This window comes from Salicibibacter cibi (assembly GCF_016495865.1).
GTDB classification, from domain to species: Bacteria; Bacillota; Bacilli; order Bacillales; family Marinococcaceae; genus Salicibibacter; species Salicibibacter cibi.
This window is the reverse complement of record NZ_CP054706.1, coordinates 2,318,496-2,332,136: the sequence shown is the minus strand read 5'-3', so window position 1 is coordinate 2,332,136 and position 13,641 is coordinate 2,318,496. Positions and strand designations below refer to the sequence as shown.

At 47.7% G+C, this 13,641-nt stretch carries 11 protein-coding genes and 1 pseudogene; all 12 read left to right on the top strand.

Features of this window, described 5'->3' with window-relative positions:
* Positions 1-138: 138 nt before the first annotated feature.
* Positions 139-1,302 carry a thiolase family protein gene (locus HUG20_RS11710; RefSeq protein WP_200084865.1) on the top strand — a complete coding sequence of 388 codons (1,164 nt, stop codon included), beginning with the start codon at positions 139-141 and terminating at the stop codon, positions 1,300-1,302.
* Positions 1,303-1,353: 51 nt separating this feature from the next.
* The gene (locus tag HUG20_RS11705; RefSeq protein WP_200084864.1) at positions 1,354-2,529 is read left to right on the top strand and encodes an acyl-CoA dehydrogenase family protein; all 1,176 of its coding nucleotides are present in this window, start codon (positions 1,354-1,356) and stop codon (positions 2,527-2,529) included.
* Between the two features lie 33 nt (positions 2,530-2,562).
* Positions 2,563-3,318: a 3-oxoacyl-ACP reductase FabG gene (gene fabG / locus HUG20_RS11700; RefSeq protein WP_200084863.1), complete on the top strand. Its 756-nt coding sequence runs from the start codon at positions 2,563-2,565 to the stop codon at positions 3,316-3,318.
* A gap of 120 nt (positions 3,319-3,438) precedes the next feature.
* Positions 3,439-4,721 (top strand): annotated as a pseudogene (locus HUG20_RS11695) (IS110 family RNA-guided transposase).
* 419 nt (positions 4,722-5,140) lie between these two features.
* Positions 5,141-5,590, top strand: coding sequence for a MaoC family dehydratase N-terminal domain-containing protein (locus HUG20_RS11690; protein WP_200084862.1), 450 nt, complete (start codon positions 5,141-5,143; stop codon positions 5,588-5,590).
* Positions 5,587-5,988 carry a MaoC/PaaZ C-terminal domain-containing protein gene (locus HUG20_RS11685; RefSeq protein WP_200084861.1) on the top strand — a complete coding sequence of 134 codons (402 nt, stop codon included), beginning with the start codon at positions 5,587-5,589 and terminating at the stop codon, positions 5,986-5,988. The genes HUG20_RS11690 and HUG20_RS11685 overlap by 4 nt, the downstream gene beginning before the upstream one ends.
* 38 nt (positions 5,989-6,026) lie before the next feature.
* Positions 6,027-6,764 carry a 2-phosphosulfolactate phosphatase gene (locus HUG20_RS11680; RefSeq protein ID WP_200084860.1) on the top strand — a complete coding sequence of 246 codons (738 nt, stop codon included), beginning with the start codon at positions 6,027-6,029 and terminating at the stop codon, positions 6,762-6,764.
* Positions 6,761-7,810: a phosphotransferase family protein gene (locus HUG20_RS11675; protein ID WP_200084859.1), complete on the top strand. Its 1,050-nt coding sequence runs from the start codon at positions 6,761-6,763 to the stop codon at positions 7,808-7,810. Before HUG20_RS11680 ends, HUG20_RS11675 begins: the two co-directional genes overlap by 4 nt.
* Positions 7,811-7,812: 2 nt before the next feature.
* Positions 7,813-9,018, top strand: a complete 1,206-nt coding sequence (locus HUG20_RS11670) for an acyl-CoA dehydrogenase family protein (protein ID WP_200084858.1) — start codon at positions 7,813-7,815, stop codon at positions 9,016-9,018.
* Positions 9,019-9,116: 98 nt separating this feature from the next.
* Entirely contained in the window at positions 9,117-10,103 is a 987-nt protein-coding gene (locus HUG20_RS11665) for an NADPH:quinone oxidoreductase family protein (RefSeq protein WP_200084857.1), read from the top strand.
* 81 nt (positions 10,104-10,184) lie between these two features.
* Entirely contained in the window at positions 10,185-11,789 is a 1,605-nt protein-coding gene (locus HUG20_RS11660) for a sigma-54 interaction domain-containing protein (RefSeq protein WP_200084856.1), read from the top strand.
* A 171-nt stretch (positions 11,790-11,960) separates the two neighbouring features.
* Positions 11,961-13,610 (top strand): AMP-binding protein, encoded by a 1,650-nt coding sequence (locus tag HUG20_RS11655; protein WP_200084855.1) that lies wholly within the window; start codon positions 11,961-11,963, stop codon positions 13,608-13,610.
* Positions 13,611-13,641: the final 31 nt, after the last annotated feature.

Here is a 13,641-nt window from a genome sequence, read left to right as displayed (position 1 = left end):
CTGGTGAATGGAGATAAAATGTAAATTTCAGTATTGCGATTAATTAAGACAACTCATGTAAGCGCGTACAAAAGTTGAAACATAGAAAATATGAAAACGATTAGATAAAAAATATTTTACTAAAAAGGTGGACTATAAATGGATGATGTAGTTATCGTTTCGGCTGTGCGCACGGCGATCGCGAAAAAAGGCGGGGCACTGGCTTCCGTGGATCCGGCTATATATGGCGGCGAAGTGATAAAGGAAGCTTTGAACCGAGTGGAAGTGGAAACAGAATCCGTGGAAGATGTTATTTTCGGCAATTGTTTGAGCGGAGGCGGAAACATGGCACGTGTTTCCCTGTTAGAAGCAGATTTGCCTGTTGACATTCCCGGTCTTACGATCGACCGCCAATGCGGGTCGGGCATCAACAGTGTCGCACTTGCCGCTGAGAAAATCATGTCCGGGAACGCGGATGTCGTCGTCGCCGGCGGGACCGAAAGCATGACACGCAGTCCGCACCTATTAGCCGTTCAGGAGAAAGCCTATGACCAAAGGCCGCCACAGTTTATCAATCCGAGGCTGTCACCGGACCGTATCGGGGATCCGCCGATGGGCATTACAGCGGAAAATCTAGCTGAAAAATATGAAGTCAGTCGCGACGAACAGGATGCTTTCGCACTAAGAAGCCAAGAGCGCATGGCGAACGCGATCGACAAAGGGTATTTTAAAGACCAAATCGTTCCCATTGACGTGAAGACGCGGAAAGGAACGGTCACCTTTGATCAGGACGAGCACCCGCGACCTGACGTGACGAAAGAAGCGCTCGGCAAGCTCCCTCCGGTATTCAAAAAAGACGGCAGCGTCACTGCAGGCAGTTCGTCGGGCATTAACGACGGCGCTTCGGCATTAGTGCTGATGTCAAGGAAGGAAGCGGAAAAAAGAGGCCTGACACCGCTGGCAGCAGTAAAAGCATCAGCCGTTGCGGGCGTTGACCCGAATATTATGGGTATCGGACCGGTTCCGGCGGTGAAGAAGGTGCTTGAAAAAACCGGTGAAAAACTGGAAGATTATGATTTAATTGAGCTCAATGAAGCGTTTGCTGCCCAAGTGCTCGCGTGTGACCGTGAACTATCCTTTGATATGGACAAACTCAACGTCAACGGCGGAGCGATTGCCCACGGCCACCCGATTGCCGCGACCGGAGGAATGCTCGTCACAAAATTATGTTATGAATTAAATCGACTCGGCGAAAAGAAAGGGCTCGTGACGGCCTGTATCGGCGGCGGGCAAGGCATTGCACTCACACTGGAAACCGAGTAACGGATTGCCCGATGAAACCACCAAATTATTTTTATACGAGGAGCGATCATCATGGATTTACGCTTAACCGAAGAACAGAAAATGGTCCAGTCCACCATCCGTAAATTTGTTGAAAAAGAACTAATCCCACTCGAAAATGATGTACTACGCAATGAACGGGAAGGCAAACCGAGCCTCTCCAAAGAAAAAATCGAGGAACTGCAACAAAAAGCGAAGGATGCCGGTTTCTGGGGCATCAACACGCCGGAAGAATACGGCGGCGCTGACCTCGGCCAAGTCATGTACGCGCTTGTCATCATGGAAGTGTCGAAAACGTTCGTCCCGTTCACGTTCGGCGGTTCGGCCGACAACATTTTGTATTACGGCAACGACGAACAAAAGAAAAAATACCTTATCCCGACGATCAATGGTGAGAAAAAATCCTGCTTTGCCATGACTGAACCGGGGGCTGGTTCTGATACGCAAAACATCAAAATGACCGCTGAAAAAGATGGAAATGAATGGGTGCTGAACGGCGAGAAAACGTTCATTACCGGCGGTAATGAAGCGGATTTTGTCATGGTGATCGCGATCACGAACAAAGAAGCGCACGCGGCAAACGGCCGGGATGGTGTCACCTGTTTCATCGCGGAACGGGACATGGGCTGGAAATCCGAATACATTGACACGATGGGCGAATGGGGGCCGGCGGCGCTTATTTTCGACCAAGTGCGCGTCCCGGAAGACAATATTCTTGGTGAGCTCCACCGCGGGTATGATCTGGGGCTGGAATGGATCGGCTTTGCCCGTTGGATTGTCGGAGCGACAGCGGTTGGAGCGTCTGAGCGCTTGCTTAATATGGCCATCGACTATGCCAATGAGCGGGAAACGTTCGGCAAGCCGATCGCCACGCGCCAAGGTATCCAATGGCAAATCGCGGACTCCGCGGTCGAGCTCGAAGCAGCCAAATGGTTGGTGCTCAACGCCGCGTTCAGTTTGGACAACGGAGAGGATAACCGTCACGTGGCCTCGATGGCGAAATTATTTGGGGCGACGAAAGGCAATGACATTATCGATCGCGTCATGCAAATCCACGGCGGCATGGGCTATACGAAAGAACTTCCCATCGAACGCTGGTACCGGGAGGCCCGTCTCTGGAGAATCTATGACGGCACCGATGAAATCCAGCGCCTGATCATTTCCAGAAATCTATTAAAAGGGAATGTGAAACTCGGGCAACACGTGTAACATAAAAATAAATCTAGGATAGGAGTGGAAGCTATGACACATTTTTCAGGACAAACCGCATTTGTGACCGGAGGAAGCCGAGGCATTGGACGTGGCGTTGCCGAACGTCTTGTGCATGACGGCGCGAAAGTGGCCCTTATCGATGTGAACGAAGAGGCGTTGGCAGAGGTGCGGGAGCACTTTTCCGGCCAAGATGTTTTAGCCATTAAAGCGGACGTTACCAACCGTGCCGAAGTGGAAACAGCGATGAAAGAAGCGCATGACGCGTACGGTTCCATCGACATTCTCGTGAACAATGCCGGTGTCATCCGCGATAACATGCTTTTTAAAATGAGCGAAGACGATTGGCAAACGGTTATGGATGTGCATCTCAAAGGCTCGTTCAATGCCGCGAGTGTGGCGCAGGGGTACATGGTCGAGCAAAAATACGGCCGCATTATCAATCTATCATCGACGTCGGCGCTCGGGAATCGCGGCCAAGCCAACTATTCGACGGCAAAAGCAGGCTTGCAAGGGTTCACGAAAACGTTGGCGATTGAACTTGGGAAGTTCGGCATCACGGCGAACTGCATCGCCCCCGGCTTCATTGAAACCGACATGACGAAGGCGACGGCCGAGCGCATTGGCGTTTCTTTTGATAAATTCGTGGAAGCAAGCGTGTCACAAATTCCGGTGGCAAGAAGTGGTAAAGCGGAAGATATCGCTAATGCGGTAGCATTTTTCGCTGATGAACGTTCGTCGTTTGTGAGCGGCCAAGTCATCTATGTCGCCGGCGGACCAAAAGATTAAAGGAGCATTCCTGTCAGGAAAGAATTTGAGGTTTAACAAAAAATGAGTCCCCTTGGTATCATGCGGGATGTCGATGGATAACATCGACTCCTAAATTCAACACCCCAAGGAGGACTCACCATGAATTATAATCGTAACGACAAACTGATGCAAATCACACCGGAAACGCTGATTGTAGGCATTGACATCGCAAAAGAAAGACACGTCGCACGAGCGGTCGATGATCGCGGTTATGAATTTGGTAAGAAAGTGGTCTTTGACAACAATATCAACGGTTTTGAGCAATTGATGGCTTGGGCGCAAGCAAAAATGACCGAGCATGACAAAACGCATATGCTTTTGGGTTGTGAACCGACCGGGCACTATTGGTTTAACCTGGCTCATTGGGCCAAGGAACAAACCCATCAATTCGTCGTCGTGAACCCGATGCACGTGAAGAAAGCCAAAGAGTTCGATGACAATTCGCCGTCGAAAAACGATACCAAAGATGCCCACGTGGTCGCCCAGATGATGAAAGACGGCCGATACGCTGTACCGAATCTTCCGGAGGGTGTCTACGCTGGACTCCGAGAAGGCATGAAATTACGCGATCAGCTGTCTTCGGATCTGCAAACGATCCATGGACGCGTCGATAACTGGTTAGATCGGTATTTCCCTGAATTCCGAACGGTATTTAAGGACTGGAGCGGCAAAGCGGCTTTCTATACGCTCGAGCATTTTCCGTTACCTGAAGAGATCGTCGCGATGACCGCCGAAGAGATTTATGAAGGCTGGAAAACCGTCGTCCAACGAGCGGTAGGCAAGAAAAAAGCGGATGCGTTACGAAAAACCGCCGATCAGTCGTGAGCCTGAAGCAAGGCGCGCGAATGGCGAAACGCGAGCTGGAGGTCTTACTCCGGCATTATCAACAAGTCGAGGCAGACATGGCGGCTATAGATGAAGAAATCAAGGGCTTAGTGGCAACCATTCCCGGGGCCAAAGAAATGATCGCGATCAAGGGTGTCAACCTGTTGACTGTGGCGAGTTTCTTTTCCGAGGTAGGAGATATGAACGAATATGAGCATCCGCAGCAGATTCAAAATCTTGCCGGCCTCACGTTACGGTTGCACCAATCCGGGCAATTCAAAGGGGAAACCAAAATCACCAAACGCGGACGAAACGGCCTACGCAAAACCCTATACCTGGCCGCACGTTCGCTGGCGAATCACAACCCGGCCTTTCGTGCTTTGCATGAGCATTATAAGACGCGGCAACATCGCCCGTTAAAACCCAAGGAATCGCTCATTGCCCTTTGTAGCAAGCTCATTCGTGTTTTCTTTGTGATAACCACCAAACAATGCGCGTTTGACGGTGAAAAAATGCTCAAGGACATTCCTCAGATGGCCGGACAGGAAGCTGCTTAGAAAACCAGAGAAAGCCAACACAAGCCGTTTGTGAATCAACATAGACATGGGTGAACAATGGAAGCGCAGAGCTGATCTTTATCTATTCCATAAGGGCGCAGACCCCGCAAAGGAGCATCCTCGGCCTCCGCCTCATGGACACGCCGTACGAAGGAATGTATGGATCCGATCCAGCGAGCCATGGGAGGGTAAGCGGCCATGAGAGGCGCGGAGTGAAAAAGAAGCTAGATCATAGAAATTTCTGAAAACTACCCTATAGGGGGAGTTTCGGGAGGCCGTATCTCACTCCATCGGAATATTCCAAAAGCGTTAGGCTTACGAGTGTCCTTCAGAGCAGCTTCTATCAAACACCTATGAAATTTTGAGGAAAAACGAGAATGTTGGAGAAAATCTTATTATATTGAGGGAGGATTGAGCTCATGTTTGAAGATGCGATTGGTAACCTTTCGAATAAAGTAAAAAACACCGTCGAACGGGGTGCCGTGCGCAAATTCGCCGATGCGATCGGCGACGCGCACCCGATTTTCGTCGATGAAGAGGCGGGGAAAACTTCCCGCTATGGACGCAACATCGCGCCACCGACATTTCCCCGCGTGTTTGATTACGGGGAAATCGCAGGGTTAGAGTTGCCGAACAAAGGCCTCATTCACGGCGAGCAAATCTATCATTATGAACGCCCGCTTCTCGTCGGCGAAGACATCCATTGCTGGACGGAAGTGAAAGATTACAAGGAAAAAGCGGGAAAAAGCGGCACGATGGGCATTCTCAGCCTCGAAGGAAAAGGCGAGGACCAAGGCGGAAACCTCGTTTTCCGCGCCGAACAAGTGGTGATTATCACCGAAGCGGTGAGAAGGGGGATGGAAGCATGAGTGCGATCGTAGAAAAGAAAGCCGGCGACACGTTGCCGCCCGTGACGCTCCCTCCGGTGACACGTCTTGATTTAATTAAATACGCGGGCGCCTCCGGTGATTATAATCCGATCCACACGATTGATGACGAAGCGGAAAAAGCAGGGCTTCCCGGCATCATCGCACACGGCATGTGGACGATGGGTAACCTCGCGAAGCTCTTCACCCCGTATTACGAAGAAGGGTTTATCGAAACGTATCAGATTCGTTTTCGGGGCATGGTTTTTCTTGACGACGTCATTTCTCTGCAGGCAAACGTGAGCGAGCAACAGGAAGACAAAATCACGTTTGATGTAAGCGCGAAAAATCAAAAAGACGAAGACGTTATAAAAGGGAAAGTTGTATTTTCACTTGATTAGAACCACTCGGATCCGCAAAGGTGGTGAATAAATTCAGTATGGAAAAATGCCATTTATGGTTAACAACGGAAGAAACGAAGCTCGAAAGTTTAAAGGGCGCGACGGTTGTTGTCATCGATGTCTTTCTCGCGACAACGACCCTCGTCACCATTATGGAGCGGGGCGCCCATCGTATTTTTCCGGCAGCAAGTGTGGAAGATGCGCATCAATTGAAAGCAGAACTAGGCCACTCGTCCCTTACCGGTGGAGAGCTCGGTGGGAAGCGCGTTGAGGGGTTTGATTGTGCCCATTTACCGGATGATTATACATCTGAACGTGTCACAGACAAAGATATCATCTTTTTATCTTCCAATGGGACGCGGGCGATTACCGGTGCTAAAACAGCGAACCGCTTGTTATTGGGAAACTTGAGAAATGCGCATGCCATCGCGGATTATATCAACCAAGAAGCTCCGGAAGAAGTCATTATCGCTTGCGCAGGTTCGCTCGGACAGTTTTCATTGGAGGATTATATTTGCGCAAATATCATTCTCCCCCACCTGAATGTGAAAAATGCCAACCTAAATGACGCCGCACTGTTTGCGTTGGACCAACGTATTGATCCTCATAATGTTGCGGAACTTGCGGCCAAGGGGCGTGTCGGGCGCAATTTCCAAAAATCAGGATTGCATGAGCTGTTCGAGTTTGCGGTAGACGTGGGCAGTTCGACGTCCATTGTCGGGCTTCATAACGGAACCGAACTAAAGTTTATGCCCGTGGGGAGTGAAACGAAATGACACAATCCGTGCGCAGCGGCGAAGAGCTGGATGTAACCAAAGTCAAAGCATTTTTGGAAAAACATTTGAGCGACATCCCTAAAGATGAACCGGTGCAAGTCGAACAATATTACGCCGGGGCGTCAAACTTGACGTATCTTTTATCTTGCGGGGAGTGGCAAGGGGTGTTGCGTCGTCCGCCATTCGGCCCGCTCCCTGCCAAAGCCCACGACATGAAACGGGAGTACGGGATTCTTTCCCGGCTTCACCCTGTATTCCCGCTGGCGCCAAAGCCGTATATCCTCGGGGAAGATGATACGGTGATGGAAGCCACGTTCTACGTTATGGAACGAAAACAAGGCATCGTCATTGATCAATCGTTGCCCGAAGGGATACAAGCAACGGAAGATTTAGGGCGGGAGCTCTCCCACACTTTTATCGACACATTGGCAGCGTTACACCAAGTGGACGCAGAGGCAGCCGGTCTCCACACGTTCGGCCGGCCGGAAGGGTTCATGGAGCGCCAGGTTCACGGTTGGATTAAACGCTATGAACGTGCCAAAACCGAGGAGATTCCCGAGTATGAGAAGCTGAAAAAATGGTTTCTGGACAATATCCCCGCCGACAAAGAGACGACCGTCATCCATAACGATTTCAAGTTTAATAATCTATTATTCTCAAATGATCTGCGTCAAGTGAAAGCGGTGGTCGATTGGGAAATGGCGACGATCGGAGATCCTCTCTTTGACCTTGGGGCTGTGCTCAGTTACTGGGTGCAGCAAGATGACTCGGAGCTGTTACAATCAACGTTTCCGACCATTACCAAAGAACCCGGGTTTTTAAACCGCCGGGAATTGATTCAACGGTACGCGGAAAAAACCGGACGGGATTGTTCCTCGCTTCATTTTTATCAAGTTTTTGCTTATTTTAAATTAGCCGTTATCGTTCAACAAATCTATTTTCGTTGGAAAAATGGACAAACGGAAGATGAGCGGTTCAGGCACTATGGCCAAAGAGGGACCAATTTAATTAAATACGCGTGGAAATTTTTAAACGAGGGGGAATAAAGGTGGATTTTAGTTTGTCAGATAAGGTAAAGGATTTGCAAAATCGAGTCAGCCGTTTCATGGAAGAGGTCATCGAGCCGAATGAAAAAACATATGAGGAACAGTTAAATCAACAGGCAACGCGTTGGCAGTCACCTCCGATTATGGAAGAGATGAAGCAACAAGCGAAAGAAGCGGGTTTATGGAATTTATTTTTGCCGGAAGGCGAGTACGGCGCAGGGCTCACGAACGTGGAATACGCGCCACTATGTGAACTTATGGGGCGCTCTGCGATCGCGCCGGAAGTGTTCAATTGTTCGGCACCCGATACCGGGAACATGGAGACGATTGTCCGTTATGGAACAGAGGAGCAAAAAAAACAGTGGTTGGAACCGCTCCTTGAAGGAAAAATACGCTCCTCATTCGCCATGACTGAACCTCGCGTCGCATCATCGGATGCAACAAACATCGAAACAAACATAAAAAAAGACGGCGATGAATACGTCATCAACGGGCGAAAATGGTGGATTTCGGGTATTATGGATGCGCGTTGCGAAATCTTGATTGTGATGGGAAAAACGGATCCGGACGGCCCGAAATATACGCAACAGTCGATGATTTTAGTGCCGAGAAATACCCCGGGGGTGACCGTCCATCGCCATTTGCCGGTCTTCGGTTATGACGACGCGCCCGAAGGTCACGGAGAAGTGGAATTCGATAACGTACGTGTTCCGGCATCGAACATCCTCTGGGATGAAGGAAAAGGCTTCGCGATTGCTCAAGGTCGTCTCGGACCTGGACGAATTCATCATTGTATGCGCTTAATTGGTTTGGCCGAAAAGTCGCTTGAAGCCATGTGCGAACGTGTTCAAGATCGCTCGACGTTCGGAAAACAGCTTTCGGAACAAGGCGTCATTCAAGAGTGGATCGCCGATTCACGCATCGAAATCGAACAGGCGCGACTCCTCACGATGAAAGCCGCTTATATGATGGATACCGTTGGCAATAAAGAAGGGCGTACGGAAATTGCCATGATCAAAGTCGTTGCGCCAAGCATGGCACTGCGCGTCATTGATCGCGCCATTCAAGCCCATGGGGGCGGCGGTGTGACGGAAGACTTTTCGCTTGCCAAAGCGTGGGCCGGTGCCCGAACCCTACGACTCGCCGACGGCCCCGACGAAGTCCACAGACGGTCGATTGCAAAATTGGAACTGAAAAAATATCAATAGATCATGAAGGATGGTCAAATGACGACGATGAATCTATTTGACCTAAGTGGACAAACCGCAGCGTTTAAACAATAAGAGATAAGGAAGGAGCGGACATCATGCGCGCGTGGCAAGTGAAAGAACTCGCAGACCCGGAACAGGCACTGGCTTTGGAAGAGGTGGAAAAGCCTGCTCAAGAAAATGGACAAGTGCTGATAAAAACGCAGACAGCAGCGTTAAATTTTTTCGATATCCTATTATGCCAGGGAAAGTATCAGGAAAAACCACCATTGCCCTTTACACCGGGCGCCGAAATCGCGGGAACGGTGGAAGCGGCCGGGGAAGGAAGCGCTTTTCAGATCGGGCAAAAGGTTTTGGCGAGGCCGGCGCTTCCGGCCGGCGGATTAGCCGAATGGGTCTCGGTACCGGAAGACGCCGTTTTCACCGTCTCTGAATCAATGTCTTTTCATGAAGCGGCTGCCATGTATATCACGTATCAAACCGGCTATTACGCCCTGCACCATCGCGGAAATATCAAAGAGGGTGACGTCCTGCTCGTCCACGCCGGTTCCGGTGGCGTGGGGTCGGCTGCCATTCAATTAGGGAAAGCCACCGGTGCCCGCATTATCGCGACAGCGGGTGGTCCCGAGAAAGTACAAGTCTGCAAAGATTTAGGCGCGGACGTCGCCATTGATTATCGAGCGGACGATTTCGTTGACATTGTAAAAAAAGAAACCGACGGAAAAGGCGCCGATATTATTTTTGACCCTGTCGGCAGCGATACCTTTGACCGTTCACGTAAATGTATTGCGTTTGCCGGCCGGTTGCTCGTCATCGGTTTTGCCGGTGGTCGAATACCGGAAGCCCCCGCCAATCATGCTCTAGTAAAAAACTACTCGGTCGTTGGCGTTCATTGGGGTTATTTTGCCAGGCTTTATGAAGAGGAAATGGAGAACATTCACAAAACGCTTTGTTCCATGTACGAAGAAGGTAAAATCCAACCATTAATTTATGGACAGTTTTCCTTTGACGACGTTCCGAATGCCCTAAATCTCATGGGGGACCGGAAGACGTACGGGAAGTTAGTCGTGGATGTGGGAGAATGACATATAATCGGGAGCGCGGGCTATAATTTATTATAGCCCGCGCTCCCATAGGAAATTTCCGGATCGGGGTGAACAAAATAGATGGCTTATGTTAAAAGAGAGTACACCCGAACTTTGGAATTGCCAATAGCTATAACTGACTATAATGGGAAGATCGTAGATTATAATGAAGCTTTCGATGCAATGTTTAATTTGACAGATATTGAGAAAAAAATGACCAGCCCTCGTAACCAAAGTCCTCACATAGAATACAAAAATAAGTTATATCGTATTATCGAACAAGATTGTGCGGATGATCAGGGTTACAAGATGCACATAATCTACGAGGATCCAGAATTCAACGAATTACAAAAGGAAGTCAAACATTTAACAAAAGTAAATAAAGAACTAAATTATATTATAGAGAACTCCTATGATGGTATATCCGTACAAGATGAAAAAGGCGTTACTGTTCGATTAAATTCATCGATTGAGCGATTGACAGGCATTCCGAGAGACTATTTTTTAGGGAAAAGTGAAGATAAATTAATGACGAGAGGTTTTTTACAGGAATCTGTCACATCCAAAGTATTAGAAAGCAAGGAATCCGTTACTGTTTATCAAGGTGGCGTCGATAACAAGCAAATTGTGATGACCGGGGCCCCTCTATTCAACGAAAATAATGAAATTGAAAAAGTAATCATTAACATTAGGGATGTGACAGAACTTGTTCTCCCTCAAGAATTGAAGAGTGACGAATCAGAACATCATCAAAAAAGACACGACGTCATATGTGAAGATAAAAAAATGATCGAGATTTATAACGTTATCGAACGAATTGCCAATGTGGAAGCCTCTGTTCTTATATCAGGAGAGACAGGTGTAGGGAAGGACATCATTGCAAAAGAGATATTTAATAAAAGTGAGCGCCAAAAAATGGGGCAGTTCGTTAAGATTAATTGCGGGGCCATACCAACTGACTTACTTGAATCGGAATTATTCGGATATGAATCAGGTGCCTTTTCCGGAGCCAACCGTTCAGGGAAGCCGGGGTTATTTGAATTAGCGAACAAAGGCATGGTTTTTTTAGATGAGATCGGTGAACTTCCTTTAAAGCTACAAGTTAAATTACTGCAAGTCATTCAAGATAAAGAGATAAGAAGAATTGGCGCAACTAAGACACAAGATATTGATACGAGGATCATTGCAGCGACAAATAGAGATTTGAAAGAAATGGTTAGACATGGGGAGTTTAGAGAAGACCTTTTTTATCGATTAAATGTCCTCCCAATTCACGTTCCTCCACTCCGGGACAGAAAAGAAGATATTTTACCTATCGCACATTTTTATCTACAGACGTTTAATAAAAAATACAATGTAAACAAATGGATGTCCAATGATTTGCAGGACTTTATAAAGCGATATGAGTGGACAGGGAATATAAGGGAACTGGCTAATCTAATCCAACGATTGGTTATCATCATGCCCACGAATGAACTTTCTATCCCCGATCTACCGGAAGAATACCAACCTTCATTTCATCTGGAAACTGGTAATAGTAATCTTCTAAAAAAAGCAGCTGAAAAAGCTGAAAAAGATTTGCTTCAAAGTGCCGTCAGCCATTATAAAACGACACACCAAATTGCGGAGGCCTTAAATTCAAGTCAGGCTACCATTGCGAGAAAGCTCAATAAATATAATTTATGATGAAATGTAAGGGCTTCCAAAAAATTATTCACTATTGAATTCATTTAATTCAAATGTAAGTAGGTGTGCGTTGTTTATACAATGGAAAGCCTGATTTTAAGCGGATTGGTTTTTGGCATAAAAATTGCTTTATTTAGTTAGACATTCAAATAATGGAGGGAGGAATCATATATGACTTCTTTTTTAAAGAAAAGTTGGCCGCAAGGGGTTCCGGAAACATTGAGTTACCGACTTGGAGAAAAAGCCTTACATGAATACCTCATTCAAAATGCCATCGATCATCCAAATAAAACCGCTTATAATTTTTATGGAAATGAGATCAGTTGGGAGCAATTAGTGGCCCAAACGCGCCGGCTGGCCCACTTCCTTCAGAACAAGGGAATTACAAAAGGAGATAAAGTCGCGTTATACATGCAAAACTGTCCTCAATATTTACTGAGTCATTACGCCATACAAATGTTAGGGGGCACGGTCGTTCCTTTAAATCCTATGTACAAGGCGTCGGAACTGGAGTATTTCATAAATGAAGCTGAAATTATGGCGGTTATTGCAGGCGATGAATTATATGACCATATAGTCGCTATTAAAGATAAAACCCATTCGCTTCAATTTGTAATGACCACTCATTATGCGGACTTTCTTTCTGAAAATGTAACGCTGCCTTTGCCTGAGGACCTTCAAGGAGAAAAGAAAGCGACTGATGACGCGTATGATGTAATAGACATTGTAACCGCGACAGCACCACTGGAAGAGACAGCATCGATTGATGTCTGGAACGATGTTGGTCTAATGGTATTTACCTCCGGTACGACTGGAAGACCTAAGGCGGCGATGCTCACGTTTGGAAATGCGTTATTCAAAACAGCAGCTACAGCGCATGGGTACCAACACCAACAAGAAGATCGCACGCTAGCGGCGGCTCCGCTTTGCCATATTGCCGGCATGGTTATGGGGGTTAATCTCCCCGTCTATTGTGCCAATTCTTGTATTCTATTGACACGCTTTGAACCATTGACGGCTATTCAGGCGATTGAGCGTTACAGAGTGAATAAATTGTATACGGTAGCCACAATGAACGCGGCGATATTAAATGAAGCATCCGCAGACCATGATTTGTCTTGTTTGGAAACCAATTTCGCAACAAGCTTTGGAATGGCTGTCGATGAGCCACTAGCAGAAGCGTGGGGAAAACTTACAGATGGGTGCCTTCTTTTTGAAGCGTCTTACGGATTAAGTGAAACGCATACATGTGACACGATGATGCCTATGGATAAAATCAAATATGGAACATGTGGCATTCCAACGTATCAAACGGATATTCGGATTGTAGATCCGGAAAGTGGAGAAGATTTGCCAGCGGGAAGGCAAGGTGAAATTGCCGTGAAAAACCCCGGCGTGTTTAAGGGATATCTTAACCGCCCTGAAGCAACAGCGGCTACCTTACGCGATGGGTGGGTTTTTACCGGTGATATTGGCACGTTGGATGATGACGGCTATTTAACATTTAACGGCCGGGTGAAAGAGATGATTAAAGCATCTGGTTACAGCGTGTTTCCGGAAGATGTCGAGGCATTAATGAGCGACCATGAAGCCATTGCCCAAGTCGCTGCGATCGGTGTGCCGGACAGCAAACGCGGGGAAAGTGTAAAAGCCTTTGTCGTCTTGAAACAGGAGTATGGAGAGACAATCACTGCGGATGACATTATTGCCTGGAGCAAGGAACACATGGCAGCGTATAAATACCCACGCGACGTTGTTTTCGTTGATCAATTGCCGGCAACAAGCTCCGGGAAAGTGTTACGACGGCTTTTAAAAGAATAGAATGGATCACTTCGATCAAACATCACGAAAA

Excerpts from the sequence above, each read along its gene's own strand:
- HUG20_RS11710 (WP_200084865.1), top strand. The coding sequence starts at position 139 with ATGGATGATGTAGTTATCGTTTCGGCTGTGCGCACGGCGATCGCGAAA.
- HUG20_RS11705 (WP_200084864.1), top strand. The coding sequence starts at position 1,354 with ATGGATTTACGCTTAACCGAAGAACAGAAAATGGTCCAGTCCACCATC.
- fabG (WP_200084863.1), top strand. The coding sequence starts at position 2,563 with ATGACACATTTTTCAGGACAAACCGCATTTGTGACCGGAGGAAGCCGA.
- HUG20_RS11690 (WP_200084862.1), top strand. The coding sequence starts at position 5,141 with ATGTTTGAAGATGCGATTGGTAACCTTTCGAATAAAGTAAAAAACACC.
- HUG20_RS11685 (WP_200084861.1), top strand. The coding sequence starts at position 5,587 with ATGAGTGCGATCGTAGAAAAGAAAGCCGGCGACACGTTGCCGCCCGTG.
- HUG20_RS11680 (WP_200084860.1), top strand. The coding sequence starts at position 6,027 with ATGGAAAAATGCCATTTATGGTTAACAACGGAAGAAACGAAGCTCGAA.
- HUG20_RS11675 (WP_200084859.1), top strand. The coding sequence starts at position 6,761 with ATGACACAATCCGTGCGCAGCGGCGAAGAGCTGGATGTAACCAAAGTC.
- HUG20_RS11665 (WP_200084857.1), top strand. The coding sequence starts at position 9,117 with ATGCGCGCGTGGCAAGTGAAAGAACTCGCAGACCCGGAACAGGCACTG.
- HUG20_RS11660 (WP_200084856.1), top strand. The coding sequence starts at position 10,185 with ATGGCTTATGTTAAAAGAGAGTACACCCGAACTTTGGAATTGCCAATA.
- HUG20_RS11655 (WP_200084855.1), top strand. The coding sequence starts at position 11,961 with ATGACTTCTTTTTTAAAGAAAAGTTGGCCGCAAGGGGTTCCGGAAACA.